25 protein-coding genes are annotated in these 25,125 nt (G+C 54.1%); 24 read left to right on the top strand and 1 reads right to left on the bottom strand.

Translation table 11 applies throughout. The features are described 5' to 3' along the window. Positions 1 to 37 precede the first annotated feature (37 nt). The 10 genes from FYJ62_RS01415 (at position 38) to mreD (ending at position 11,484) form a co-directional block, all read left to right on the top strand. On the top strand, positions 38 to 1,195 hold the full coding sequence (locus tag FYJ62_RS01415) for a cysteine desulfurase family protein (protein ID WP_206987464.1): 1,158 nt from the start codon (positions 38 to 40) through the stop codon (positions 1,193 to 1,195). A 2-nt stretch (positions 1,196 to 1,197) separates the two neighbouring features. Continuing rightward, positions 1,198 to 2,415 (top strand): tRNA uracil 4-sulfurtransferase ThiI, encoded by a 1,218-nt coding sequence (gene thiI, locus FYJ62_RS01410; protein ID WP_154546999.1) that lies wholly within the window; start codon positions 1,198 to 1,200, stop codon positions 2,413 to 2,415. After that, the gene (locus FYJ62_RS01405; protein ID WP_154546997.1) at positions 2,415 to 3,131 is read left to right on the top strand and encodes a pseudouridine synthase; all 717 of its coding nucleotides are present in this window, start codon (positions 2,415 to 2,417) and stop codon (positions 3,129 to 3,131) included. Before thiI ends, FYJ62_RS01405 begins: the two co-directional genes overlap by 1 nt. Before the next feature lie 284 nt (positions 3,132 to 3,415). Beyond that, positions 3,416 to 6,055: a valine--tRNA ligase gene (locus FYJ62_RS01400; RefSeq protein ID WP_154546996.1), complete on the top strand. Its 2,640-nt coding sequence runs from the start codon at positions 3,416 to 3,418 to the stop codon at positions 6,053 to 6,055. Positions 6,056 to 6,059: 4 nt separating this feature from the next. After that, positions 6,060 to 7,367 (top strand): bifunctional folylpolyglutamate synthase/dihydrofolate synthase, encoded by a 1,308-nt coding sequence (locus FYJ62_RS01395; RefSeq protein WP_206987461.1) that lies wholly within the window; start codon positions 6,060 to 6,062, stop codon positions 7,365 to 7,367. A 29-nt stretch (positions 7,368 to 7,396) separates the two neighbouring features. Further along, entirely contained in the window at positions 7,397 to 8,077 is a 681-nt protein-coding gene (locus tag FYJ62_RS01390; RefSeq protein WP_154546995.1) for an HAD family hydrolase, read from the top strand. A gap of 66 nt (positions 8,078 to 8,143) precedes the next feature. Next, positions 8,144 to 8,749 (top strand): JAB domain-containing protein, encoded by a 606-nt coding sequence (locus tag FYJ62_RS01385; protein WP_154546993.1) that lies wholly within the window; start codon positions 8,144 to 8,146, stop codon positions 8,747 to 8,749. 295 nt (positions 8,750 to 9,044) lie between these two features. Continuing rightward, the gene (locus tag FYJ62_RS01380) at positions 9,045 to 10,049 is read left to right on the top strand and encodes a rod shape-determining protein (protein WP_206987459.1); all 1,005 of its coding nucleotides are present in this window, start codon (positions 9,045 to 9,047) and stop codon (positions 10,047 to 10,049) included. Between the two features lie 44 nt (positions 10,050 to 10,093). Then, positions 10,094 to 10,945, top strand: coding sequence for a rod shape-determining protein MreC (gene mreC / locus FYJ62_RS01375; protein ID WP_195837366.1), 852 nt, complete (start codon positions 10,094 to 10,096; stop codon positions 10,943 to 10,945). Continuing rightward, a complete protein-coding gene (gene mreD / locus FYJ62_RS01370) occupies positions 10,945 to 11,484 on the top strand; it encodes a rod shape-determining protein MreD (protein ID WP_154546991.1) in 540 nt (179 codons plus the stop codon). Before mreC ends, mreD begins: the two co-directional genes overlap by 1 nt. 96 nt (positions 11,485 to 11,580) lie before the next feature. On the opposite strand, the gene FYJ62_RS01365 is transcribed toward mreD, so the two are convergent. Next, positions 11,581 to 11,700, bottom strand: coding sequence for a DUF4044 domain-containing protein (locus FYJ62_RS01365; RefSeq protein WP_154546989.1), 120 nt, complete (start codon positions 11,698 to 11,700; stop codon positions 11,581 to 11,583). A gap of 120 nt (positions 11,701 to 11,820) precedes the next feature. Between FYJ62_RS01365 and FYJ62_RS01360 the strand changes: the two genes are divergently transcribed. The 14 genes from FYJ62_RS01360 (at position 11,821) to FYJ62_RS01295 (ending at position 25,044) form a co-directional block, all read left to right on the top strand. Further along, positions 11,821 to 12,153 (top strand): DUF3397 domain-containing protein, encoded by a 333-nt coding sequence (locus tag FYJ62_RS01360; RefSeq protein WP_154546988.1) that lies wholly within the window; start codon positions 11,821 to 11,823, stop codon positions 12,151 to 12,153. A gap of 174 nt (positions 12,154 to 12,327) precedes the next feature. Beyond that, a complete protein-coding gene (mraZ, locus tag FYJ62_RS01355) occupies positions 12,328 to 12,759 on the top strand; it encodes a division/cell wall cluster transcriptional repressor MraZ (protein ID WP_154546987.1) in 432 nt (143 codons plus the stop codon). A 2-nt stretch (positions 12,760 to 12,761) separates the two neighbouring features. Then, positions 12,762 to 13,706 (top strand): 16S rRNA (cytosine(1402)-N(4))-methyltransferase RsmH, encoded by a 945-nt coding sequence (gene rsmH, locus FYJ62_RS01350; RefSeq protein WP_154546986.1) that lies wholly within the window; start codon positions 12,762 to 12,764, stop codon positions 13,704 to 13,706. Between the two features lie 24 nt (positions 13,707 to 13,730). Further along, a complete protein-coding gene (gene ftsL, locus FYJ62_RS01345) occupies positions 13,731 to 14,093 on the top strand; it encodes a cell division protein FtsL (protein ID WP_154546985.1) in 363 nt (120 codons plus the stop codon). Beyond that, a complete protein-coding gene (locus tag FYJ62_RS01340) occupies positions 14,093 to 16,255 on the top strand; it encodes a peptidoglycan D,D-transpeptidase FtsI family protein (RefSeq protein ID WP_154546984.1) in 2,163 nt (720 codons plus the stop codon). Before ftsL ends, FYJ62_RS01340 begins: the two co-directional genes overlap by 1 nt. Before the next feature lie 7 nt (positions 16,256 to 16,262). Next, positions 16,263 to 17,222 (top strand): phospho-N-acetylmuramoyl-pentapeptide-transferase, encoded by a 960-nt coding sequence (mraY, locus tag FYJ62_RS01335; protein ID WP_154546983.1) that lies wholly within the window; start codon positions 16,263 to 16,265, stop codon positions 17,220 to 17,222. Between the two features lie 38 nt (positions 17,223 to 17,260). Beyond that, positions 17,261 to 18,652 carry a UDP-N-acetylmuramoyl-L-alanine--D-glutamate ligase gene (gene murD, locus FYJ62_RS01330; RefSeq protein ID WP_154546982.1) on the top strand — a complete coding sequence of 464 codons (1,392 nt, stop codon included), beginning with the start codon at positions 17,261 to 17,263 and terminating at the stop codon, positions 18,650 to 18,652. A 36-nt stretch (positions 18,653 to 18,688) separates the two neighbouring features. After that, complete coding sequence (gene murG / locus FYJ62_RS01325) at positions 18,689 to 19,798, top strand: undecaprenyldiphospho-muramoylpentapeptide beta-N-acetylglucosaminyltransferase (protein ID WP_154546981.1); 1,110 nt, start codon at positions 18,689 to 18,691, stop codon at positions 19,796 to 19,798. A 25-nt stretch (positions 19,799 to 19,823) separates the two neighbouring features. Beyond that, on the top strand, positions 19,824 to 20,672 hold the full coding sequence (locus FYJ62_RS01320; protein WP_154546980.1) for a cell division protein FtsQ/DivIB: 849 nt from the start codon (positions 19,824 to 19,826) through the stop codon (positions 20,670 to 20,672). 67 nt (positions 20,673 to 20,739) lie between these two features. Next, complete coding sequence (ftsA, locus tag FYJ62_RS01315) at positions 20,740 to 22,131, top strand: cell division protein FtsA (RefSeq protein ID WP_154546979.1); 1,392 nt, start codon at positions 20,740 to 20,742, stop codon at positions 22,129 to 22,131. Positions 22,132 to 22,143: 12 nt separating this feature from the next. Beyond that, positions 22,144 to 23,496 (top strand): cell division protein FtsZ, encoded by a 1,353-nt coding sequence (ftsZ, locus tag FYJ62_RS01310; RefSeq protein WP_154546978.1) that lies wholly within the window; start codon positions 22,144 to 22,146, stop codon positions 23,494 to 23,496. 14 nt (positions 23,497 to 23,510) lie between these two features. Then, complete coding sequence (locus FYJ62_RS01305) at positions 23,511 to 23,948, top strand: cell division protein SepF (RefSeq protein WP_154546977.1); 438 nt, start codon at positions 23,511 to 23,513, stop codon at positions 23,946 to 23,948. Beyond that, complete coding sequence (locus FYJ62_RS01300) at positions 23,948 to 24,247, top strand: YggT family protein (protein ID WP_154546976.1); 300 nt, start codon at positions 23,948 to 23,950, stop codon at positions 24,245 to 24,247. Before FYJ62_RS01305 ends, FYJ62_RS01300 begins: the two co-directional genes overlap by 1 nt. Further along, positions 24,247 to 25,044: a YlmH family RNA-binding protein gene (locus tag FYJ62_RS01295; RefSeq protein ID WP_154547094.1), complete on the top strand. Its 798-nt coding sequence runs from the start codon at positions 24,247 to 24,249 to the stop codon at positions 25,042 to 25,044. Before FYJ62_RS01300 ends, FYJ62_RS01295 begins: the two co-directional genes overlap by 1 nt. Positions 25,045 to 25,125: the final 81 nt, after the last annotated feature.

The raw sequence follows: 25,125 nt of genomic DNA, 5'->3' as shown, positions 1-25,125 counted from the left end.
GGTCATTTATATGGCCGCTTTTTTAAGGAGAGCAAACGTGATTTATTTCGATAACAGTGCCACGACCAGAATGGCGCCGGAAGCACTTGAAACATATGATCAGGTTGTCAAGAATATTTGGGGCAATCCATCCAGCCTGCACAAGCTGGGCGACCGGGCCCACCAATTGCTGGAAGCTTCCCGCCGGCAGATCGCGGACCTCATGGGGGTCAAGCCGCACGAGATCTTCTTCACTTCTGGCGGAACCGAGTCCAACAACACCGCCATCAAGGGAACTGCCCTGGCCAAGCGGGAGTTTGGCAAGCACTTGATTACTTCATCCGTGGAGCACGCTTCCGTGGCCAATACTTTTAACGAGCTGGAAAACCTGGGCTTCCGGGTCACCCGCCTGCCAGTGGACAAGGAAGGCCGGGTCAACCCGGAGGACTTGAAGCGGGCCTTGGATTCTGATACGACTTTGGTCTCCATCATGGGGGTCAACAATGAGATCGGGACCATTCAGCCAATTCGGGAAATTTCCGAAATCCTGGAAGACTACCCGAACGTCCACTTCCACGTGGACAACGTCCAGGCCTTCGGCAAGGGCATTTGGGACCAGGTCTTCACCAGCCGCGTCGACATGATGAGCTTCTCATCCCACAAGTTCCACGGCCCGCGCGGGATCGGCATCCTCTACAAGAAGGAGGGGCGGATGATCATGCCCCTTTGCGAAGGGGGCGGGCAGGAAAAGGGCCTGCGCTCCGGGACTGAAAACCTGGCCGCGATCGCGGCCATGGCCCGGGCCGCCCGTCTGGTTTTGACCGGCGAAAGCGAGAAGGCTGCCCGCGAAACGGCTATCAAGCGCCGCATTAGCGACTACCTGGCCGGCAAGCCGGGCATCCACATCTTCTCGCCAATGCAGGACAATTTTGCCCCGCACGTGCTCTGCTTTGCCTTGGAAGGCATCCGGGGCGAAACTCTGGTGCACACTTTGGAAGAGCAGGACATCTACATCTCAACGACGTCAGCCTGCGCGTCCAAGACGGCTGATGAAGCCAGCACCCTGGTGGCCATGAGAACGCCTGATGACATCGCCACCAGCGCGGTCCGCCTGAGCTTTGACGAGACCAACACTTTGGCAGAAGCCGATGAATTTATCGCGGCCTTCGACAAGATCTACCGGCATTTTGCCAAGATTAACCACTTAGGAGAATAACATTGCAATACACTGAAATTATGGTCCGCTACGGTGAGCTTTCCACTAAGGGCAAGAACCGCAAGGACTTTATCAACCGCTTGGCCGGCAACGTGCAGAAGGTTCTGCGCGACTTCCCGGACCTGGCCATCAAGACTCACCATGACCGCATGCACATCATTTTGAATGGCACTCCATTTGAAAAAGTGGACGAGCGCCTGAAGCTGGTCTTTGGGATCCAAACTTATTCGCCGGTCATCCGGACGGAAAAGACCCTGGAAGAGATCGAAAAGACGGCCTTGGAATTGATGCAGGCCACCTACAAGGAAGGGATGACCTTCAAGGTCAACACCAGAAGAAGCGACCACAAGTACGAGTATGACACCAACCAATTGAACCAGCTGGTGGCTGACTACCTCTACAACCATATGACCGGCCTGCAGGCGGAAATGAAGCGGCCGGACATGGTTCTGCGCCTGGAAATCCGCCAGGACGGGGCCTACATTTCCAACCAGCTCCTGCATGGCATCGGCGGGATGCCAGTCGGCACTGCCGGCAAGGCCATGATGATGCTGTCAGGCGGGATCGACTCGCCAGTAGCGTCCTACCTGGCCATGAAGCGGGGCGTGGACATTGAAATGGTCCACTTCTTCTCACCGCCTTACACTTCAGAGAAGGCCTTGGCCAAGGCCATGGAACTGACCAGCATCCTGGCCAAGTACTGCGGGAAGATTAACTTCATCCAGGTGCCTTTTGCCGAAATTCAGGAAACCATCAAGGAAAAGCTGCCGGAAGGCTACTTGATGACCGTTCAGCGCCGCTTCATGCTGCGCTTGGCGGACATGATCCGGGCCAAGCGCCACGGCCTGGCGATCTTCAACGGCGAATCAGTCGGCCAGGTGGCTTCCCAGACTCTGGAGTCAATGGCTGCCATCAACGACGTGACCGCGACGCCAGTCATCCGGCCAGTTGCCACCATGGACAAGAACGAGATTATTGCCAAGGCTGAAGAGATCGGAACTTTTGACCTGTCAATCCAGCCATTTGAAGACTGCTGCACCATCTTTGCCCCGCCGCGGCCAAAGACCAAGCCTAAGATCGACAAGGCCCGGGAATACGAGGCCCGCCTTGACGTGGACGGCCTGCTTGAGCGGGCTTTGGCCGGCGTGAAGGTCACCCCAATCTATCCAGGCCAGAAGTTTATCGACAACATCGCGGACGAAGACGCCGCTTTGCTATAATGCTGCGCCTGGACAAATACCTGGCGGACATGAACCAGGGAACCCGCTCCCAGGTCAAGGAATTGATCAAGGCCGGGCAGGTCACGGTCAATGGCCAGGTCTGCCGGACGGCCAAGCAGAAGATCAAGGACCAGGATACGGTCGCGGTCAATGGTCAGGAGATCGGCTACCAGAAGTTTCACTACTTCATGCTGCACAAGCCCAAAGGCGTCCTGTCGGCCACGGAAGATGCCCGGCAAAAGACGGTGCTGGACTTATTGAAGCCAGCTGACCGCTACCGAGGCCTGGCACCCGTTGGGCGCTTGGACAAGGATACGACTGGCTTGCTGCTGTTGACCAACGACGGCCAGCTCAACCATGAGCTGCTGGCGCCGGAATTTCATGTGGCCAAGAGCTACTGGGCTAAAATCGCCGGCGTGGCGGATGAAAATACGGCCGCGCATTTTCAAGCCGGCATCAGCTTGAGGGATGGAAGCCAGCTTAAGCCGGCCAAGCTGGAGATCCTGAAGCAGGACTTTGACCAGGACCAGTCCGAGGTCTTGGTCACGATCACTGAGGGCAAGTACCACCAGGTCAAGCGGATGTTTGCTTCCCAAGGGATGAAGGTGACCGAGCTTAAGCGGCTCACCATGGGGACCTTGACCCTAGATGCCAGCTTGCAGCCGGGCCAATACCGGGAATTGACCCGCCAGGAGCTGGCCGCCTTAGGCAGATAGCAGATTCCACTTTTTTGTTGGGCAAAATTATGCTATACTTCATTCCAACAGCAAGAAACAAGAGGTGGCGCTTCATGACAGAGAAAGGTCATTATGCTGAGAGACCGGAAGCCGCCTGGTAGCTTGATTAGCTGGTCGGCTGAACTGCTAGTAGGTCGATCCGGGTCTGCGCGCCGTTACCGCCGTTTTAAGCAGGGGCATTCGTGCCCAAGCTAGGTGGTACCGCGGTTACTAAATCGTCCTAGACATTTCGATGTCTAGGACTTTTTTATTGGAGGAAATTTATGACAGAATTAGCACCTAAATACAACCCAAATGAGGTTGAGGCTGGGCGTTATCAAGAATGGCTTGATGAAGATCTCTTCAAGCCATCTGGTGACAAGAAGGCCAAGCCATACTCAATCGTTATTCCGCCGCCAAACGTTACTGGCAAGCTGCACCTGGGCCACGCCTGGGACACGGCGATTCAAGACACCTTGATCCGCTACAAGCGGATGCAGGGCTATGACACCCTCTACCTGCCGGGGATGGACCACGCCGGGATCGCTACCCAAGCCAAGGTTGAAGCCCGCCTGCGTGAACAAGGCGTCAGCCGCTACGACCTGGGCCGGGAAAAGTTCATTGACAAGGTTTGGGAATGGAAGGATGAATACGCCAACATCATCAAGAGCCAATGGAAGAAGCTGGGCTTGTCCCTGGACTACAGCCGCGAGCGCTTCACCCTGGACAAGGGCCTGTCCAAGGCCGTCCGCCGCGTCTTCGTGCAGCTGTACAAGGAAGGCTTGATCTACCGCGGCGAATACATCATCAACTGGGACCCAAAGCTGCGCACGGCCTTGTCCGACATTGAAGTCATTCACAAGGACGACCAAGGCGCCTTCTACCACATCATGTACCCGCTTAAGGATGGCTCAGGCTCAGTTGAGATTGCAACGACCCGTCCGGAAACCATGTTCGGGGACACCGCCGTGGCCGTGGCTCCTGGCGATGAGCGCTACAAGGACCTGGTGGGCAAGACCTTGATCCTGCCTTTGGTTGGCCGCGAGATTCCAATCATTGAAGACCAGCACGTTGACCCAGAATTTGGGACTGGTTTGGTCAAGATTACCCCAGCCCATGACCCGAACGACTTTGAAGTCGGCAACCGCCACAATCTGGCCCGGATCAACGTCATGAACGATGACGGGACCATGAACGACAAGTGCGGCAAGTATGCTGGCATGGATCGCTTCGACTGCCGCAAGCAGCTGGTTGAGGACCTGAAGGCTGAAGGCTACCTGATCAAGGTTGAGCCAATCGTCCACTCAGTTGGCCACTCAGAGCGCTCAGGCGTGCAGGTTGAACCGCGCTTGTCAACCCAATGGTTCGTCAAGATGAAGCCGCTGGCTGACAAGGTCTTGGAAAATCAAAAGGGCGACGACAAGGTCAACTTCGTGCCGGACCGCTTTGAAGGCACCTTGGACCACTGGATGGAAAACGTCCACGACTGGGTCATCTCCCGTCAGCTTTGGTGGGGGCACCGGATTCCAGCCTGGTACAACAAGGAGACTGGTGAGATGTACGTTGGCGAGGAAGCGCCAAAAGACATCGAAAACTGGGATCAAGACCCAGACGTGCTTGACACCTGGTTCTCAAGTGCCTTGTGGCCATTCTCAACGCTTGGCTGGCCAGATGAAAATTCAGAAGACTTCAAGCGCTACTTCCCAACCGACACTTTGGTAACGGGCTATGACATCATCTTCTTCTGGGTTTCCAGAATGATCTTCCAAAGCTTGCACTTTACTGGCCGCCGGCCATTCGACAACGTTGTTTTGCACGGCTTGATCCGTGACGAGCAAGGGCGCAAGATGTCCAAGTCCCTGGGCAACGGGATCGACCCAATGGACGTGATCAACAAGTATGGTGCCGACGCCCTGCGCTGGTTCCTGCTCAACGGGACGGCTCCTGGCCAAGACACCCGGTTCAGCTACACCAAGATGGATTCAGCCTGGAACTTCATCAACAAGCTCTGGAATGCCAGCCGCTTCGTGATCATGAACCTGCCAGAAGATGCCAAGCCGGCTCAAATGCCAGATACCAGCAAGTTTGACCTGGCTGACGCCTGGATTTTTGATCGCTTGAACCACACCGTCAAGGAAACTACCCGGCTCTTTGACGAATTCCAATTCGGTGAAGCCGGCCGGGAAATGTACAACTTCATCTGGAACGACTTCTGTGACTGGTACATTGAAATCTCCAAGGTAGCCTTGTATGGCGATGACGAAGAATTGAAGGCCAGAAAGCAGGCCAACCTGACCTGGATTCTGGACCAGATCCTGCGCTTGATCCACCCAATCATGCCATTCGTTACGGAAAAGCTGTGGTTGTCAATGCCACATGAAGGCAAGTCAATCATGGTGGCTGAATACCCAGTCGTTCACCCTGAATTCACCAATACCGAAGCTGACCGGAAGATGGCCTTCTTGATCGACATCATCAAGGCCGTCCGCAACATCCGGATGGAAGTGAACGCGCCAATGTCCAGCGCGATCGACATCATGATCCAGCTGGACAACGAAAGCGACAAGGAAATCCTGGACGAAAACAAGACTTACGTTGAGAACTTCCTGCACCCGAAGAAGTTTGAAGTGGCAACCAAGGTTGCTGCCCCTAAACTGGCCAAGACGGCCGTCATCTCCGGGGCCCAGATCTTCGTGCCGCTGTCAGAACTGGTCAACCTTGACGATGAAATTGCCAAGATGGAAAAGGAAGAAAAGCGTCTGGAAGGCGAAGTCGAGCGCGCAAGCAAGAAGCTGGCCAACAAGGGCTTCACTGACCACGCGCCAGCTGCCGTCGTTGACAAGGAAAAGGCCAAGAAGGCTGAATATGAAAGCCAGCTGGCCGGCGTCAAGGAACGGATTCAAGAATTGAAGGAAAGTCGTTAAAGACGTGAAATTCACGACAGTTAAAGAATTTACAGATTATCTCTACCATTTGCCCCACCTGCATGACAAGAGCGATCTGACCTACATCAAGCGCCTGCTGGCCCAGCTGGGCAATCCGCAGGACCAGGTCAAGACCATTCACGTGACAGGGACCAACGGCAAGGGGTCAACTTCATACTATTTGAGTAATCTGCTCCAAAAGGCCGGTCAGCAGACTGGCCTTTTCGTTTCCCCCTACATCATCAGCTTTAATGAGCGCATTCAGCTCAACGGCCAAGGGATCAGCGATTCTGACCTCTTGAACGTGGCCAATGAGGTCTGGGAGGCGATGGCAGCAGTGCGCGAGCAGGACCAGGACCCAGACTTTGGCCTGGTGACTTTTGAATACGAAGTGGCCATGGCCTTTGCCTATTTTGCCCATAAAGATTGCGACTATGCCGTAATTGAAGTCGGCATCGGGGGAGAGCACGACAAGACCAATGTCATCACGCCGGAAGTCAGCATCATTACCACGATCGGCTTGGACCATGAAATGATCATCGGGCCGACGATCCAGGATATTGCCCGGGAAAAGAGCGGGGTCATCAAGTACAAGCGTCCGGTCGTTTTGGGCAATATTCCGGAAAGCGTCAAGGGCATTCTGGAGAAGAAGATTGCAGAAGAAGCCAGCACCGGCTACTGGCTGGGCAAGAATTTCCGCGTCTTGGAAGCGGGCAGCGAGAAGTTCGTGGTTTCCCTGGCCAGCGGGCAAAAATATGATCTCCTGCCCAGACCGGAAGTGGAGACTTTCGACGCGGCCATGGCCTTGCGGGCCTTCAACCTCTTGTGCTTGAAGAACCCAGCCATGAGCCTGGAAGCGGAAGCCGCGGAAGCCGCCATCAATGAGACGGTCGTGCCTGGGCGCTACCAGATTATCCAGCGCCGGCCGATGATCGTCCTTGATGGGGCCCACAACCTGCAAGCCATGGGCAACCTGCTCCACTTCGCCCACGGCCAGGCCAAGGCCAGACGCGGCCGTCTGCATGCTCTGGTTGGCATGATGAAGGACAAGGACATTGACCAGGTCTTGGACTTGTTCCAGGCTGAGGACGACGTGGTCTTGACCACGGTCGATTATCCGCGGGCAGCCAGAAAGGAAGACTTCCCGGCCAAGTACCTGGACCGCTTTTCTTACCAGGCTGATCCGTGGACGGCCTATCAGAAAATGGCGTCCGCGCTGGCGGATGAAGACCTGCTGCTGGTTTCCGGTTCCTTCTACCTGGTCAGTGCCATTCTGCTCAAGCTGCATGCTGAGCAGACGGAAAAAGAATAGTCCAAGCAAGAGAGCAAAAGGAGACAGCGATGCGCGTAGCAGGAATTGCCCATGAAAAAAAGGGCGTGATTTTTGACATGGACGGCTTAATGGTCAACTCAGAGGAGCTCTACTGGAAGGCCAACATCCAGGCTTCAAATGAGTACCACTTGGGGTTGGCCCCTGATACCTATTTAAAGCTGGTCGGGGCCTCGATGACGGCCATGGATGAGTTTTACCATAAGTATTTCAAGAACGGGCAAGAACGGGAAGCCTTTATCAAGCGCACTGATGATCTGGTGGACCAGTGGACCCGGGAGGGGCGCCTCAAGCTCAAGCCGGGCGTCAATGCCGCCTTGAACAGGTTCGGACAGCTGGGCTTGACGATCGGCCTGGCTTCCAGCAACTACGAGAAAGTCATCGAGCAGAACCTTTGGGTGACCGGCACCCGCAACTGCTTTGATTTCATCTTGTCCCATGATGACGCGGTCCGCCGGAAAATCCGCTCCAAGCCGGCCCCGGACGTCTACTTGGCCGCGCAGGAGAAGTCAGGCCTGGCCAAAGCGGAGCTGCTGGTCTTTGAGGATTCCAGCACAGGCGTTGAAGCCGCTTATAACGCGGGGCTGGACGTGGTCATGATTCCTGATCTGCTGGCGCCTAAAGCCGCTGACCAGGAGCGGGCCAGCTTGATTTGCAAAGATTTTTGGGAATTTTTGGAAAAAATTCGGTAAAAAGTCCCCTTTTTGGTGTAGTAGTAAGTGAAAGGCAGGGGATTTTACTTGAAAAAGGAAACAGATATGACCGCAAACTACTACTACATCAAAAGCGACCGCGAGCTGCTCAGACTGCTGTTCAGCCAGCTGCCCGTCAAGACTTTTGACGAGCTTTGGGACTGGCTGGCCCAGCAGGGGATCGACAGCTTCAAGGACCTGGTGGATTATGCCTCCGGTCCCGACTGTCCGCCTGATCTGGCCCTGACGACCGAAGTGGCCTTGGACCGGCTCCGGCGTACCGACGTCAGACGCAGCCGCAACTGGAACAACAGCTCCAAGATCGGCAGCTACCTGGCCAACAAGCTCCTGGGCGAGAAGCAGGAGCAGTTCTGGGGGCTCTATTTTGACCAGCAGCAGAACCTGATCGGGGAGAAGATGCTCTTTCAAGGCACCTTGGACCGGTCCTGGGTTCACCCGCGGGAGGTCTTCCGCTGGGCGGTGATCTATGGCTGCGCCAACATCATCGTGGCCCACAACCACCCCAGCGGGACCTTGACCCCGTCGCAAAACGACCTTGAAATGACCAAAGGCCTGCAAGAAGCCAGCCGGCTGATGAAGATCGGCTTTCTGGACCACTTCGTGGTGGGCGGGGGCGAATATTTAAGCCTGCGGGAGCAGGACCTCTTTTAATGGCAGCGGCCGCTGAAAATCAGCGGCCGTTTTGTGATGCTTTTTTCAGAAAATTTTGACAAATTATCGGCATTTTTCATGCTTTAAGGAAAAATTAGTTAGTAGCGGGCTGAAAAGCGGGTATACTAAAGAGCAGAGACGCCAGGAAAAAAGCGCCCGGCGCCTCAGCAGAAAGCCAGTCCGCCACCGCCTTATTCTTAAAATAAGGTAAAATTTAAGCGAGGTCATGAATTTCACGGGCTTTATGCTATAATTAATCAAGATTAAAGCGAGTAAATTAAGGAGAGATATATCCGTGTTTGGATTTGGTTCAAAGAATATCGGCATCGACCTGGGTACCGCCAATACCCTGGTTTACGTTGAAGGCAAGGGCATCGTCCTGCGTGAGCCTTCAGTCGTTGCCAAGAATACTAAAACTGGCGAAGTTATTGCAGTTGGTTCAGAAGCCAAGGAAATGATCGGCAGAACTCCAGGCTCAATTGTAGCTATCCGTCCAATGAAGGATGGGGTCATCGCCGACTACGACACTACGGCCGCAATGCTCAAGTACTTCATGGGCAAGACGGTTGGCAACTCAAAGCCATCAGTCATGATCTGCGTTCCTTCAGGCGTTACCGAAGTCGAGAAGCGGGCCGTGATCGATGCTGCCCGCGTGGCTGGTGCCCGGGAAGCCTACGTGATCGAAGAGCCGTTCGCGGCTGCGATCGGTGCTGGCTTGCCAGTCATGGAGCCAACCGGCTCAATGGTCGTTGACATCGGTGGCGGTACCACTGACGTGGCCACGATTTCCCTGGGCGGGATCGTATCCTCAACTTCAATCCGCCAGGCTGGCGACAAGTTCAACCAAGCCATTACCAACTTCGTTCACAGCAAGTACAACCTGCTGATTGGTGAAAGAACCGCGGAAGACATCAAGATCCAAATCGGTTCTGCCTCAGTTGAAGATGCCAAGGATATTGAATCCATGACCATCCGCGGCCGCGACTTGGTTTCCGGCCTGCCTAAGTCATTGGACATCAGCGCGGTTGACGTGGCAACGGCCATCCAAGATGTCGTTCAAGACATTATTGTCGCAATCAAGGAAACGCTTGAATCTACTTCTCCTGAAATCGCGGCCGACGTAATTGACCATGGTATCGTGCTTACCGGTGGTGGTGCCTTGCTCAAGAACCTGCCAGAAGTCATTTCAGATGCAACCAAGGTTCCAGTATTTATTGCCCAAGATCCGCTTGACTGCGTCGCAATTGGGACTGGTGAGTCTTTGAAGCACCTGGACGTAATGCGTAAGACAAGTAAATAAAATAAAACCGGCTTGCCAGCCGGTTTTTGTTTGGATTGACTTTTATGAAGAAATTTTTTCAAAACAGAAAAATGCTGTCCGCGCTGGGAACGGTTGTGGCGTTCATCATCTTGTTGGGCTCGACTGTCCTTTTGCGCAATGATTTGAACAGCCCGCTCTTTATCCAGAGCCTTGGCAACGACATCGTTTCCGTGGGCTCGCGCATTGTCAGCGTGCCAGTCGGCTGGCTGTCCGGCGGCATCAATAACGTTGACGCCATAATCAATGCCGTGAGCGAAAACGACCACCTCAAGCGGAAGGTTTCAGAAACTGCCCAAGTCGAAGCTGAAAATGAGGCCTTGAAGAAGGAAAATGCTCAGCTCAAGTCGGCGGCCGGGGTCAAGTCAACCTTGACGACCTACTCAACGACCAACGCGTCCGTAGTTTCCCGGTCAGCAGACTCTTGGACTGAAATTTTGACCATTGACAAGGGCAAGGCTTCTGGCTTGAAGAAAAATATGGCAGTCATGTCCGGCGGCGGGGTCATCGGGCGGATCCTGGAAGTCGACGCGGTCACTTCCAAGGTCGAATTGATTACGACTACTGACGATTCTGCCAACCGCTTTGCCGTTCAGGCGACAGCCAGCAACGGCAAGACCGTCCACGGGATCATTACTGCGGAATCCGGCGGCACGATTACTTTTACCCAGGCTTCCAGCTCAAGCAAGCTGACCAAGGGGACCAAGGTTTACACCAGTGGCTTGGGCGGGACCTCGCCAAAGGGGCTGTTGATCGGGACGGTTACCAACACGACTAAGGACAGCTTTGGCCTGTCTGACCTGATCAAGATCAAGCCTGCCGGCAACCTGGATGATACTTCCGTGGTAACGGTGGTTAAAAGGAGCGTGACTGGCTAATGCGGATTTTCAAGCAGTGGGTGGTCGCGATCGCCCTTTACGTGGCCATGATTCTGGATGGCTGCCTGGCTGCAGTCCTGCACCAGACCATGAGCTATGGCAATAGCCGGGCATCTTTGCTGCTTTTGCCGATTGCCGTAATGGTAGTGGCCTTTGAAGATGACCGTAATGCCAAGGAAGTCTGGCTGGCTCTGGCGGCCGGGGTTATTGCCGACCTTTACTTTTACGGCATCGTTGGCGTTTACGCGGTAGGGCTGCCGGTTATGTCTGCTTTTGGCCGCTGGTACTCCAGGGTCTTTCCTGAGCTGTTCATCTTCCGCCTGATCGGCCTGTTGCTGATGACGTCCGCTTTCAGCGCCTACGTCTGGCTGATCTTCCGGCTGATCGGCTGGACTCAGGCCAGCCTGGGGCAAGCAGGAATGAGCATCCTTTACACGGCCGGCTGGAGCGCCCTGTTGACGGTCTTGACCTACTGGATTTGGGCTAAACTGGCCCGGAACTATCCATTCCTGGTCGATCTGGACAACTACCGCTACTAGGGCAGCAGACAAAAGGAAAAGAAGAACACAAAAGAGACCGGAAAAATTCCGGTCTCTTTTGTTTGTCTGCTAATGCTTCACAGGCCGCTGCGGCGCTTAGCCCATCAGGTAGTAGACAGCAGTAGCTGCTACGCCGAACAGGGTAATGGCGGCCATCAATATGACCATGACGTTTTCGATTTTTTGGAATGTTGACTTTTTCTTTCTGCGTGCCATCAAGTAGCCCTCCTAAATATTTCGAGAAGTATTTTAACCTTTCTGGCCCTTTTTTGCAATTTGTATGTCTTAATTTCCAATAAAAAGCTAAAATAGGATGAGTTAGATGGAGGAAAAACTATGCTGTTAATTTTTGCTTTGCCTGTGGCCGGCCTGGTCATCGGCATCATCATGAACATGATGCTCCCAAACGGGAGCAAGCTCAACGGGGTGGACGTCATGCCGCTCTTTTTGCTCTACCCTTGCCAGCTGATCACCCAGGTCAAGCAGGTGCCGTCTTTTCTCCCTTACGGCTTTTTGTTCTACTTTATCTTGATCCTCTGCGCCGCCATCCGCTGGGCAGTGATTAATAAGAACATTTCCATGGGGAAGATCTTCCGGGAGTTCTGGTCCTACCTCGACATCTGTTCCTTGCTCTGGTATTTGGGACTCTTGGTAGTCGTTTTGGTCTGACCTGCCACTTGACCGGTCAAAATAACTGATGCGTGAAATGCCTTAGCCTGGCGGCTGAGGCATCTTTTTATGGCAAATTTTTTATTTTTTATGAAATTGTCTTGGCGATTTTTAGATATTGTGGTTTAAAGTGGGGATTTGTGGTAAATTGTTAACAGAAGGGGGGAGCTGGCCATGTTCATGGGCGAATATCAGCATAATCTCGATGCTAAAGGCCGCTTGATCATTCCGGCCAAGTTCCGTGAGCAGGCCGGCAACCGCATGATTTTTACCCGCGGCCTGGATGGCTGCATCTTTGCCTATCCGCCAGAAGAGTGGGCCAAAGTTGAGGCCAAGCTGGCCAAGCTTCCCTTGACCAAGAAGAACGCGCGCAGTTTTACTCGGATGTTCTATTCCGGAGCCATGGAAGGCGAATTTGACAAGCAGGGACGGGTTAATTTGACGCCCATTTTGAAGGATCACGCGGGCCTGAAGAAGGAATGCGTGATTGTCGGCGTTTCCAGCCGAATTGAAATTTGGGCAAAAGAGCGCTGGGACAGCTTCACTGACGAGGCCAACGAAGACTACGACGACATTGCAGAAGGATTGGACGACATCGAGTTATAGGTATGGAATTTAAGCACTTTAGCGTATTATTGCACGAGACGATTGACAACTTAAAGCCCCAGGCTGGCGGCGTGTATGTCGACGCGACTTTTGGCGGCGGCGGCCATGCCCGCTACCTGCTCAGCCAGTTGAGCGCGGGGACCGTCATTGGCTTTGACCAAGATGAATACGCGATCGATACGGCTAAAGAAAACTTTAAGGACTACTTGCAAGCCGACAGTCAGCCAAGACTCCAGCTGGTTCACAACAATTTCAGCCACCTGACTGAAGAACTGGCTAAGCTGGGCTATGACGGCATTGACGGCATCTACTACGATCTGGGCGTGTCCTCCCCGCAGCTGGACCAGGCACAAAGAGGCTTTTCCTACCGCTTTGATGCCCGTTTGGACATGCGGATGGACCAGAGCCAGGATTTTGATGCCTATCAGCTGGTCAATACTTACAGCCAGAAGCAGCTGGCAGATGTCTTGTACCGCTATGGGGACGAGAAGTTTTCCAGACAGATCGCCCGCCGGATCGTTGAGAAGCGGCAGCAGAAGCCAATTGAGACGACCTTTGAACTGGTCGACATTATCAAGGAAGCAATTCCCGCCTATGCCCGGCGGACTGGCGGCCACCCGGCCAAGAAGAGCTTTCAGGCTATCCGGGTGGAAGTCAACCATGAGCTGGATGTCCTCCAAGCCACGCTTGAGGAAGCCATCGCGGCTTTGAAGCCAGGCGGGCGGATTGCTGTGATCACTTTCCAGTCATTGGAAGACAAGATCGTCAAGAAGACCTTTAAGAAATATTCTGAAGTCGAGATCCCGCGGGGGATGCCTGAGGCACCGGCTGACTTGAAGCCAAGCCTGAAGCTGGTCAACCGCAAGCCGATCGTGGCTTCAGCCGAAGAATTGGAAGAAAACAACCGCTCACACAGTGCGAAATTACGAGTAGCGGAAAAGTTGTAGATGAGATAGCAAGGACCACAGAAAATGGCTGGAAGTTCATTAAGAAATTACAATTACGAACCAGAAGAAGTCAACCGACCACAGGAACGCCACGTTCCCGTGGTCAATCCACAGAAAGTACCATATTCTCCTTTTGAGAAGCTGCTGATTGGGGTGGGCTTGATCGCTGCTGTCGTTTTGATTACTTTGAATGTATCCGCCAGCGTTTCAGCCACCTACGCCCAGCATGAGCTGTCTGACGTCAAGCAGTCCATCATCAAGGCCAAGAGCCAGACTTCCGACCTCCAACAGGAAATCGGCGAGCTCTCATCCAGCTCACGCCTGAACAAGATTGCGGCTGAGCAAGGTTTAAAATTGCGGGAAAACAACATTAGGACGATTCGCTAATGAGAAAGACCAATAATCTAAAGAAATTAAAATCCAGAGCACACGCCTATCGGTTCACAGTGGGGAGAGCACTTGAGGTAGTCGTTGCTTTGGTTTTTCTTTTATTTGCTGGCCGCATGCTCTACCTGTCGATTTCCAAGTATATCGATGGACAGGATATCAGCAAGCGGACCGCGGCCATTTACCGGCGAAATACCGTGCTGACGGCCAATAGAGGGACCATCTATGACAAGAACGGCCTGGTTATTGCCCAGGATTCGCATACCTACACGGTCTATGCCATTCTGGACAAGACCTATGTCGACTCTGACAAAAAGCCCCTTTACGTTCAGGACAAGAAGAAGACGGCTGAGAAGCTGGCTACGGTCTTGCCGCTGTCAGCCGCCAAGATCTACAAGTACCTGAACCCCACCAAGAAGAATACTTTCCAAGTGCAGTTCGGGACCGCGGGGACGGGCCTGAACCTCACCCAAAAGAAGCGGATCCAGGCCATGCACCTGACCGGGATCAAGTTCATGGAAACGCCGTCGCGCCTGTATCCAAACGGGGTCTTTGCCTCCAACGTGGTCGGCTACACCTTGAGCAAGAACAACTCGGCGACCAACTCCACCGAACTCTATGGGGTGACGGGGCTAGAGGTTTGGTATGACAAGATTTTGAAGGGGAAAAACGGCTATGAGACTTCAACCGTTGACTCATCCGAATACCAACTGCCAAGCGGGTCGCATTCCTATAAGGCGGCCAAGGACGGCGACAACCTCTACCTGACTTTGGACTCCCAGCTCCAGAACTCCCTGGAGACTTACATGTCCAAGGTGCAGAAAGCCTATCAGCCCAAGGCTTTGACGGCGGTGGTCGAGGACCTGAAGACCGGGAGGATCCTGGCGGCCTCCCAGCGGCCAACCTTCAACGCCCAGACCAAGTCTGGCTTAAGCAAGGCAGGGAGCGACCTGCTGGTTCAGTCAACCTATGAGCCGGGTTCGGTCTTCAAGATTCTTTCTCTGTCTGCCGCCGTCAACAGCGGCAACTACAATCCCAGCGCCTACTACCGGTCCGGTTCAATCACCATTGGTGGTTCAACCATCTATGACTGGGTCAAGTCTGGCTGGGGGACGATTCCCTTCTCCCAAGCCTTCCCAAGATCATCCAATGTCGGCATGGTCTACCTGGAGCGCAAGATGGGGGCCAAGACCTGGAAGAAGTACCTTAAGGCCTTCCGCATTACCCAGAAGACGGGCGTGACCCTGCCAGGAGAAATGCCGGGCAGCTTGTCCTTCAGCTCTCCTGTCGACCAGGCGGTAACTTCCTTTGGCCAAGGGGTGACGGTCAACGTCATGCAGATGATGCAGGTTTACAGTGCCCTGGCTAACAATGGCCAGATGGTTAAGCCACAATTGGTTGAAAAAATTACCGACGCCAGCGGCAAGACCGTCAAGGGCTACCAGGTTGAAAAGGTGGGCAAGCCGGTCTTTACCGCGGCGACCCGCAAGGTTGTCATGGCCAACATGAAGAAGGTCTTGAACCAAAAGATCGGGACGGGCTACACCTACTACATGAAGGGCAAGGACTTCGGCGTCAAGACGGGGACGGCCCAGATTGCCAAGCCTACGGGCGGCTACATGACCGGGGACAAGAACTATATCTTCTCCGTGGTGGGGATCACCCCAACCAAGAACCCGCGCTACTGCATCTATCTGACGATCAAGCAGCCAAGCCGTCTGGGCTCGGGGGCTGAAACCATCCTGTCCCAGATCTTTAAGCCGATGATGAACCGGATCATCCTGATGTCACAGGGGTCTAAATCGGCTACGGCAGTCGTCAAGACGCCAAGCGTGACCGGCAAGACGGTGGACCAGGCAAAGAAGCTGGCCACGGGCGCGGGCTTGACCCTGGTGCAGCTGGGGACGGGCAAGACGGTGACCAGCCAAAAGGCTGCCGCCGGCAGCTCAGTGACCGTGGGCAGCAAGCTCTTTGTCTTGACCGGCGGCAAGATCACGATGCCGGACATGTCCTCCTGGTCCAGCGAGCAGGTTGAAAATTATGCGAGCCTGGCTGGCCTCAAGCTGAAGCTGACTGGGACCGGCAAGGTCAAATCGCAGAGTCTTTCGGCCGGCAGCCAGCTTAAGCCGGGGATGAAGTTGAAAGTTGTTTTAAAGGAGTAAATCGTTGATGCTAGCAGCTACTATTGCTTTTATTGTTTCCTTGGTGCTGAGCGCCTTGATATTGCCATGGATGATTATCTACATGCGCAGCCATGATGAGGGTCAGCAGATCCGCGGCGAAGGTCCAAAGTGGCACGCCAAGAAGTCCGGGACCCCAACCATGGGCGGAACGGTCTTCGTGCTGGTCGCTTCCATAATCACCATCGTGGCCTGCGCTATGACCGGCCAGTTGACCAAGTCAGTCTGGATGCTGATCGTGGCCCTCTTGGGCTACGGGATCATCGGCTTCCTGGATGATGGTCTGAAGCTTTTCTACAAGCGGAACCTGGGCTTGCGGGCTTGGCAAAAGTTTGCCTTGCAGCTGGTATTGGCTGCAATTATCGTGGCCTTGGCCGCCAGTGACCACTTCAAGTTCGCCTTGTATCTTCCATTCGCGGGCGTGGTCACCAGCACGGCCTTGTTCATCTTCTTTGTCATTTTCTGGCTGGTTGGCTTCTCAAACGCGGTCAACCTGTCAGACGGCCTGGATGGGCTGGCAACCGGCCTGTCCTTTATCGCCTACGGGACCTATGCCTGGCTGGCCTTCAAGGCCGGGCAGGCAGGCGTTTTGATCTTCTGCCTGGCCGTCATGGGGGGCTTGGCTGCCTTCTTCATGTACAACCATAAGCCAGCCAAGATCTTCATGGGCGACGCGGGCTCATTGGCCTTGGGGGGCGGCTTGGCGGCCGTGTCAATCCTGCTCAACCGGCCATGGTCGCTCTTGCTGGTCGGCATTGTCTTTGTCTGTGAGACGGCCTCAGTCATCCTGCAGGTAATTTCCTTCCAGACGACGGGCAAGCGGATCTTCAAGATGACCCCAATTCACCACCACTTCGAAATGCTGGGGTGGAGCGAATGGAAGGTCGACATTGTTTTCTGGATCGTTGGGCTGATCGGCAGCGCCATCTACCTGGCAATTTGGGGTTAAAAATTTAGCAGATTCTAGTTGGAGAGATTCATAGAAAAATGAAACAGATCAAGAAATTCGATCAGAAAAACATTCTGGTATTAGGCTTGGGCCGTAGCGGCTTTGCCGTTTCCAAGCTTTTGCTGGCTTTAGGGGCCAAGCTGACCTTGAACGACAAGGCTGACCTGACTGACGATCCCAAAGCCAAGGAGCTTGCGGCTGCCGGCGTCCGCGTGATTGGCGGCAAGCACCCAGTCGAGCTGTTTGATGAAGAGCACTTTGACTACCTGGTCAAGAACCCGGGGATTCCTTACGAAAACCCAATGGTCGTCAAGGCCCAGGAAAAGCAGGTGCCAATCATCACCGAACCAGAAGTCGCGCTGAGCGCGGCTGATTCCAAGTACGTCTGCGTCACCGGCTCAAACGGCAAGACCACCACGGTCATGCTGACCGCGCGGATTCTGGACCACTTCCTGGCCAAGTCCGGCCACCACGCTTACGCGGTGGGCAATATCGGGATTCCGATTTCAGAGGTCGTGCTGGACAAGGCTGACAAGGACGACATTCTGGTCTGTGAAATGTCCAGCTTCCAATTGCTGGGCGTGACTGACATTGATCCAAAGGTGGCTGCCATCGTGGACATCTACCACAACGTCCACCTGGACTACCACAAGACCTTTGAAAACTACGTGAATGCCAAGCTGAACGTAGCCCGCTTCCAAAAGGAGGACGACTTCTTCCTGGCCAACTTTGACCAGAAGGACATCCTGGCCCAGGAGCAAGCAGCAACTAAGGCCAAGATTCTGACCTTCAGCGAGAGTGATCCGAGTGCCGACTTCTACATTGGCGATGGCTACTTGATGCACAAGGATGACAAGATGATGAAGATTGCCGACATCAAGTTGCCAGGCATCCACAACCTGCAGAACTCCTTAGTTGCCATCGGCATCAGCACCCTGATGGGGGCTGACAAGGATGACATCTACGCGGTCTTGTCAACTTTCAAGGGGGCCCGCCACCGTCTGCAATACGTGACGACCCTGCATGGCGCCCGCGTCTACAACGACTCCAAGTCAACCAACATTGAAGCCGCCACGGTAGCCATTCCGTCATTTGACCAGCCGGAAGTCCTGCTGGCCGGCGGCTTGGACCGGGGATTCGTCTTTGATGACCTGGTTGAGCTCTTCAAGAAGCACGTCAGAGCAATCGTCCTTTACGGCGAAACCCGCTACCTGCTGGCTGATGCAGCCCGCAAGGCCGGCATCAAGAATATCGTGATCGTCGATAACCTTAAGGAAGGGGTTCTGGCCGCGGCCAAGCTGGTCAAGTCCGGTGAGGTGCTCCTGTTCTCGCCAGCCTGCGCTTCCTGGGATCAGTTCAAGACCTTTGAGCAGCGCGGCGACTTGTTCATGCAGTACATTGAAGAATTGAAAGCCAAAGAAGAAAAGTAAAAGAAAGATCAGAATAGAGAAGAGAAGCAGAACAAAATGAGAGTTATTTTTTCAGGCGGCGGCACTGGCGGCCACATCTATCCAATCATGGCCTTGATTGACCGGCTTAAGGAACGGGGCATCTGCACCAATGATGAAATCCTCTTTGTCGGAACCAAGAAGGGGCTGGAGTCAAAGATCGTTCCTGCCGCGGGCGTCAATTTTACAACCATCGACATCCAGGGCTTTGACCGCAAGCACCCGCTCAAAAACTTCAAGACCATCAGCTTGTTCATGCAGGCCACCAAGAGTGCCCGCAAGATTTTGAAGGACTTCAGGCCAGACGTCGTTCTGGGCACTGGCGGCTACGTCTCAGGCGCGATCGTCTATGAAGCCAGCCGGATGAAGATCCCGACCATGATTCATGAATCCAACTCGGTCGTCGGCGTGGCCAACAAGTTCTTAGGCCACTTCGTGGACAAGATCTGCTACACCTTTGATGACGCCGCTAAGGAATTTCCGGAAAAGAAGAAGCTGGTCAAGACTGGCAACCCCCGCTCCCAACAGGTTCTGAGCGTCAACGCCGAGCCGGTTGACCTGGAAAAAGAGCTGGGCTTGAATCCATCAGTGCCGACCGTACTGGTCTTTGGGGGCTCACGTGGGGCTTTGGCCATCAACAGAGTCATGCTCAAGAGTCTGATGGAATTGAAGAAGAAGCCTTACCAAGTCATCTGGGCCACTGGGACCTACTACTATGACGCGGTTGAAAAGAAGCTTAAGGACATCGACTATGGCCAGTCAATCAAGATCGTGCCATACATTGCCAACATGCCGGGCCTTTTGCCAGAAATGACCTGCGTCGTTTCCCGGTCTGGCGCGACCAGCCTGGCTGAATTTACGGCTTTGGGCGTGCCGGTCATCCTGATTCCTAGTCCAAACGTGACCCACAACCACCAGATGAAGAATGCCCAGGACCTGGAAAAGGCGGGGGCCGCGCTCTTGATCGCCGAAGACGACTTGAACGAGAACACCTTCGTCTCATCCATTGACCACCTGCTCTTGGATGAAAGCTGCTCTGAAAAGATGCGCGAAGCCTCCAAGAAGCTGGGCGTCCCGGATGCATCTGACCAAGTCATCCAGGTGATGGAAGACCTTGCCAAGAACTAGCCGCTTGTAGAAAGGAGGGGAGCTAATGGCGCGCATTACCAAGAAAGACCCGAAAGATGAACTGGCAAAATTCCTCCGCCATGATGAGGAGCGCAACCAGCAAAAGGAGGACCGCCGCAAGGTTTCTTCCCAGCTTCCCTCATTGCAGCGGGAAAGACGGCGGAGCCTGCTGACGCGCTTGGGCTCAATCATCGTGGTCTGCCTGCTCATTATCTGTGCCTTGGCCTATTACGTCTCGCCTTACGCGGACGTCTCCACGGTCCGGATTTATGGGGCCGGCGATCTGGATGCCAAGAGCCTGGTCAGGGCCAGTGAGATCACGGCTTCTGACAAGGTGCTTGACTCCTTGCGCAGCAACCAGAAGATCAGTCGGAAATTGTCAAAGACCTTCCCTGAAGTCGGCTCGGTCAAGTTGACCCTGTCAGGACTGAATACCTTGAACTTCAAGGTTAAAGAGCGTAGGGTGATTGGCTACGTCAAGGCCGGATCGGTCTACCGCAAGATCCTCTCCAATGGGGGACTGGGAACTAAGACCTTGTCCTGGAACGAGGTCGACCATGACAAGCCCCTGTTTATCGGCTACAGCAAGACTGTCTCCTTAAAGACCAATCTGAAGATCTTTAACTCTTTCCCTGACTACTTCAAGGACCAGGTCAAGATGCTGTCGGGCAACACCCGCCGCAAGACCCAGATGATCATGGTCATGAAAGATGGCAACGTCATCATCGGCAACACCGCGACCATCCGCTCCAAGGTCAAGTACTACAATGCCATTAAGCAGGACTTGACGGAGAAGAGCGTCATCGACATGGAAGTCGGGGCCTTTACCAGACCTTTGACTGCCGAAGAGAAAAAAGCCTACGGGATTTCTTAGCTTTTCAGTGGAAAAATAGTGTATGATTATCTTTATTATTATGAATGAGTAATTGGAGGAATGTAGCTTGGACAATTCAAATCTTTTGGTAGGCTTAGACATGGGGACTACCTCCATCAAAGTGGTCGTGGCTGACGCCAGCCGGCAGGGGCTGCAGGTTATTGGCGCGGTTGCTGCGCCCACCAAGGGGATGCGCCACGGCAAGATTGTCGATATCGATCAGGCCGCTGATTCCGTCAGAAATGCCATTCGCCTGGCAGCTGAAAAGACCAACAGCAAGATCTACCGGGTAGTGACCGCCGTGCCGGTCAGCCTGCTGCAGCTGGAGAACGTGGCTGGACTGATCAACATCAATGAGACAGAGCATGAAGTAAGCGACGAGGACGTCAGAAACGCGATCCGTTCGGCCATCAAGGCTGGGCAAAAGAAGGACCGGCGGGCCGTGGCTTTTTTCCCAAGCCGCTTCGTGATTGACGGCGAGAAGGAAGTTGACGATCCCCGGACCATGATGGCCCGGTCCCTGGTCGTTCGCGGGGTCATGATGACCGCGCCGGCGGCTGACCTGCACAACATCAACTCCGTGCTCAAGCATGCCGGAATCGGCAACAACTTCTTCGTGCCGGCTCCAATGGCGATTTCCGCGGTTGCCCTGGATGAGGCTGAGCGCACTTTTGGCGCCATTCTGCTTGACATGGGCGGCGGCACGACGACCGCGACCGTGATCCGGGACAGCCAGATCAAGTACGCGACCGTTGACCTCAAGGGGGCCAGCGACATCACCCACGACATTTCCGTGGTTCTGTCAACGACCATGAGCGACGCGGAAGCCCTCAAGCGCGACTACGGCTATGCTTTGCCAAGCCTGGCCTCAGAAAATGAGAAGTTTGCCGTCAAGGCCGTGGGCCAGGACAAGGAGACCATGGTCAGCGACAAGTATCTCAGCGAGATCATCAATGCCCGCTTGCAGCAGATCCTGCGCCGGGTTGGCAAGGGCCTTTACAAGCATGGTGCTCTGTCCTTGCCAGCTGGCGTGATCATTACTGGCGGCAGTGCCCTTTTGCAGGGAATCGATGAGCTGGTAGCGGAGGACTATGACGTCAAAGCCAAGATCTATCAGCCAGCCCAGATTGGCCTGCGCAATCCGGTCTACGCGGTTGCCTACGGGCTGGTCAACTATGCCCATCAGTTAGCCGATATCGGCTACTTGGCCAACAGCGTGCTCTATGACGACCGGGCATATGCCTCCAATGAAGCGGGAGTTTCTGCTGCCAGCCGGCCAAAAATTGCTAAAAGACCAGCGGTAAGTACTGAAACTCAAGCAAAAGTAGCTTATAATGATACTAAGCATGCTGAGCAGGAAGCTGCTCATGATCTGGACGATGAGCCAGAAATGGATACAAATAATAACAAAAATAAAGACAAAGGCTTAGCTGCATTTCTCAGAAAGTTCTTTGATTAAGGGTGGTAGTAGATGGATTTTACTTTTGATTCAGACGACAACAATAACGCAGTGATCAAGGTGATCGGCGTCGGTGGTGCCGGCGGCAATGCGGTCAACCGGATGATCGAAGACGGCGTCCAAGGCGTGTCCTTCATCGCGGCCAACACGGACGTGCAAGCACTCAACAGCAACAATGCTGAAGTGAAGATTCAATTGGGGCCAAAACTGACCCGGGGACTGGGAGCAGGCTCTCATCCAGAAACCGGGCAAAAGGCAGCCGAAGAAAGCGAAGAAACGATTGAAGAAGCCTTGAAGGGCGCGGACATGATCTTCATCACCGCCGGCATGGGCGGCGGGACTGGGACTGGTGCCGCTCCAGTCATTGCCAAGATTGCCCGGGAAACGGGGGCCTTGACGGTCGGCGTCGTTACCCGGCCATTCAGCTTTGAAGGCCCTAAGCGGTCAAAGAACGCTGCTGAAGGGATTGCCAAGCTGAAGGAATACGTTGACACTTTGGTCATCGTTGCCAACAACCGCCTGCTGGAAATCGTCGACAAGAAGACGCCGATGATGGAAGCCTTCAAGGAAGCCGACAACGTCCTCAAGCAAGGGGTGCAAGGCATTTCCGACCTGATCACTTCAACCGACTACGTGAACTTGGACTTTGCCGACGTAAAGACGGTCATGGAGAACCAAGGGGCAGCTTTGATGGGGATCGGCCGTGCCAGCGGCGAGAACAGAACCGTCGAAGCTACCAAGATGGCGATTTCTTCACCGCTTTTGGAAGTCTCAATCGATGGGGCCAAGCAGGTACTGCTGAACATCACTGGCGGTCCGGACTTGACCTTGTTTGAAGCGCAAGACGCCTCAGAAATCGTGGCCAACGCGGCTGGCGAAGACGTCAACATCATCTTCGGTACTTCCATCAACCCTAACTTGGGCGATGAGGTCGTGGTTACGGTAATTGCCACCGGGATTGACGATGAAGCTGAAGAAGAAGCTTCCAAGCAGCTGCCGGGACGCGGTCACCAAGTTGCCGCCCACGCTGAAGAAAAGACGGTCAAGGCAGCGCCAAAGATTTTGGCTGAAGAAGCATCAGCTCCAGAAGCGCCGGCGCCAGAACCAGTTCCAGAAGCGCCAAAGGCCAAGGAAGCAGAGCCGCGCCAAGCAAGCAGCATGGTGGATCCAACCAGCGTCTGGGGCTTGAACGACGATTATGACCGCCGCGGGACTGCTGACCGGGCCGAAGAAAAGCAGGCTGAAGAGCCAGCTTTTGACGACAAGGGGCAAGACAGCATTTCACAAATCGATATCAACACGGACTACGACGATGACGATGATGACGACGACATCCCATTCTTCAAGCATCGTCGTGACCGTTAAAGGAGGTTAGGCAAATGGCAGGTAAAGGTACTTTTTCTAAGTTCTTTGGCTTTGAAGAAGAACAGCCAAAGGAAGATTACTATGATGACGAAGAGGTCCAGGCTGAAAGCAGCTACGCCAGCAATGCAAGCAACGCCAACAATGTCGTTTCAATCAAGTCTGGCTTGAGCAGCAAGCAAAAGAGCGAAATCGTGATCTATGAGCCACGGGTTTACTCAGATGCCAAGGAAATCGCGCAGAACCTGTTGCACGACAAGGCGATCATCATCAACTTCAGCCGGATGGATGACGGCTCTGCCCGCCGGGTAGTTGACTTCATCACTGGGACTGTTTACGCCCTTGAAGGGGAAATCCAGCGCGTCGGCAACAAGATCTTCCTGGCAACGCCAAAGAACTTCCAAACCGATGGCAAGGTAACTGAATTGCTCGACAAGAAAGACAACTTGAGCTAATGAACTTTTTATACACGCTGTACAGGATTCTGTACTATCTGCTGGAAATTTACAGCTTCGTGATCGTCATTGACGCCCTGATGTCATGGGTGCCGTCAATCCGCAACTCGAGCCTGGGTCAGTTCATCGACCGGATGGTTGAGCCATACGTGCGCTTGTTCAGACAAGGCCCGCTCTTGAAGCTGATGTACGCTACCGGAATCGATATTTCGCCAGTGATTGCCCTGTTTCTGATCTATTTCGTTCAGAGCTACGCGCTTGGCTGGCTGTTCAATATCTTAGCGAGGATTTTTGCATGATGCAGCGCAGACAAGCCAGCGCTTTTTATCCACATTTTGAACCAGAAGAAAGACCAACAATCGACTACTTTGTTGGTCTTTTTAATCGGCTGATTTTTAAGCATGAAGCCATTCTGACCCACTTCCTTGACCCGCGCGAACGCGAGATCCTGGAGACGGTCGTTGGGGGCGAGGCCGTGCTGCAGGAATTTGGCGGCTACCAGGCAGCTGAGAAAAAGCGGGTCTATCTAAGTGAGGACTGGGAAAACCTTAAACCGGATGATTACAAAATCGTTCTCTATCAGATTGATTATCCGCAAAAGTTTGCCCAGCTGCGTCATGGGCAGATCTTGGGCAGCTTGGCCAATTCCGGAGTGGAAGTGGCCACTTTTGGCGACATTGTCACTGATGGGCAGGGAACGTGGCAGTTCTTCGCTGAAGCTGAGCTGAGCGACTTCTTTGACCGGCAGATCGACCGGATTGGGCGGACCCGCGTCCGTCTTCACCAAGTGCCTTTAAAAGAGCTGACAGCCATTGAGGACAATTCAGTGACTGAGAGTGCTGTAGCCTCGTCAATGCGCTTAGACGCGCTTTTAGCGGCCGTCACGGGCAAGAGCCGGTCCCAGCTTAAAGAAGCCTTCACGGCTGGCGACGTCAAGCTGAACTGGCATGAGGAGGCTGCTCCGGAGAAAATTGCCGCCATCGGCGACATGATCAGTCTCCGGCACTTTGGCCGCTTGCAAATCAGTGGCATCAAGCCCACCAAAAAGGGGCGCCTGCACCTGGACTACCAGCTTTGGCGGTCTAGCAGCAAATAATTATTTGACAAAGCGGCCTGTCATGCCGTAAACTTCATTACTGTAGACAGACGCTACAAAGAAACGGCAGCGCCTGTCAGC

The organism is Lactobacillus porci (assembly GCF_009695985.1).
Lineage (GTDB): Bacteria > Bacillota > Bacilli > Lactobacillales > Lactobacillaceae > Lactobacillus > Lactobacillus absianus.
Note: the sequence above shows the minus strand (reverse complement) of the source record. Positions and strands in the feature narration are given on the sequence as shown.

What these genes read in the sequence shown, in the direction of transcription:
- FYJ62_RS01405 (WP_154546997.1), top strand. Translation starts at nt 2,415, where the DNA reads ATGCTGCGCCTGGACAAATACCTGGCGGACATGAACCAGGGAACCCGC.
- FYJ62_RS01400 (WP_154546996.1), top strand. Translation starts at nt 3,416, where the DNA reads ATGACAGAATTAGCACCTAAATACAACCCAAATGAGGTTGAGGCTGGG.
- FYJ62_RS01390 (WP_154546995.1), top strand. Translation starts at nt 7,397, where the DNA reads ATGCGCGTAGCAGGAATTGCCCATGAAAAAAAGGGCGTGATTTTTGAC.
- FYJ62_RS01385 (WP_154546993.1), top strand. Translation starts at nt 8,144, where the DNA reads ATGACCGCAAACTACTACTACATCAAAAGCGACCGCGAGCTGCTCAGA.
- mreC (WP_195837366.1), top strand. Translation starts at nt 10,094, where the DNA reads ATGAAGAAATTTTTTCAAAACAGAAAAATGCTGTCCGCGCTGGGAACG.
- mreD (WP_154546991.1), top strand. Translation starts at nt 10,945, where the DNA reads ATGCGGATTTTCAAGCAGTGGGTGGTCGCGATCGCCCTTTACGTGGCC.
- FYJ62_RS01365 (WP_154546989.1), bottom strand. Translation starts at nt 11,700, where the DNA reads ATGGCACGCAGAAAGAAAAAGTCAACATTCCAAAAAATCGAAAACGTC.
- FYJ62_RS01360 (WP_154546988.1), top strand. Translation starts at nt 11,821, where the DNA reads ATGCTGTTAATTTTTGCTTTGCCTGTGGCCGGCCTGGTCATCGGCATC.
- mraZ (WP_154546987.1), top strand. Translation starts at nt 12,328, where the DNA reads ATGTTCATGGGCGAATATCAGCATAATCTCGATGCTAAAGGCCGCTTG.
- rsmH (WP_154546986.1), top strand. Translation starts at nt 12,762, where the DNA reads ATGGAATTTAAGCACTTTAGCGTATTATTGCACGAGACGATTGACAAC.
- ftsL (WP_154546985.1), top strand. Translation starts at nt 13,731, where the DNA reads ATGGCTGGAAGTTCATTAAGAAATTACAATTACGAACCAGAAGAAGTC.
- FYJ62_RS01340 (WP_154546984.1), top strand. Translation starts at nt 14,093, where the DNA reads ATGAGAAAGACCAATAATCTAAAGAAATTAAAATCCAGAGCACACGCC.
- mraY (WP_154546983.1), top strand. Translation starts at nt 16,263, where the DNA reads ATGCTAGCAGCTACTATTGCTTTTATTGTTTCCTTGGTGCTGAGCGCC.
- murD (WP_154546982.1), top strand. Translation starts at nt 17,261, where the DNA reads ATGAAACAGATCAAGAAATTCGATCAGAAAAACATTCTGGTATTAGGC.
- murG (WP_154546981.1), top strand. Translation starts at nt 18,689, where the DNA reads ATGAGAGTTATTTTTTCAGGCGGCGGCACTGGCGGCCACATCTATCCA.
- FYJ62_RS01320 (WP_154546980.1), top strand. Translation starts at nt 19,824, where the DNA reads ATGGCGCGCATTACCAAGAAAGACCCGAAAGATGAACTGGCAAAATTC.
- ftsZ (WP_154546978.1), top strand. Translation starts at nt 22,144, where the DNA reads ATGGATTTTACTTTTGATTCAGACGACAACAATAACGCAGTGATCAAG.
- FYJ62_RS01305 (WP_154546977.1), top strand. Translation starts at nt 23,511, where the DNA reads ATGGCAGGTAAAGGTACTTTTTCTAAGTTCTTTGGCTTTGAAGAAGAA.
- FYJ62_RS01300 (WP_154546976.1), top strand. Translation starts at nt 23,948, where the DNA reads ATGAACTTTTTATACACGCTGTACAGGATTCTGTACTATCTGCTGGAA.
- FYJ62_RS01295 (WP_154547094.1), top strand. Translation starts at nt 24,247, where the DNA reads ATGCAGCGCAGACAAGCCAGCGCTTTTTATCCACATTTTGAACCAGAA.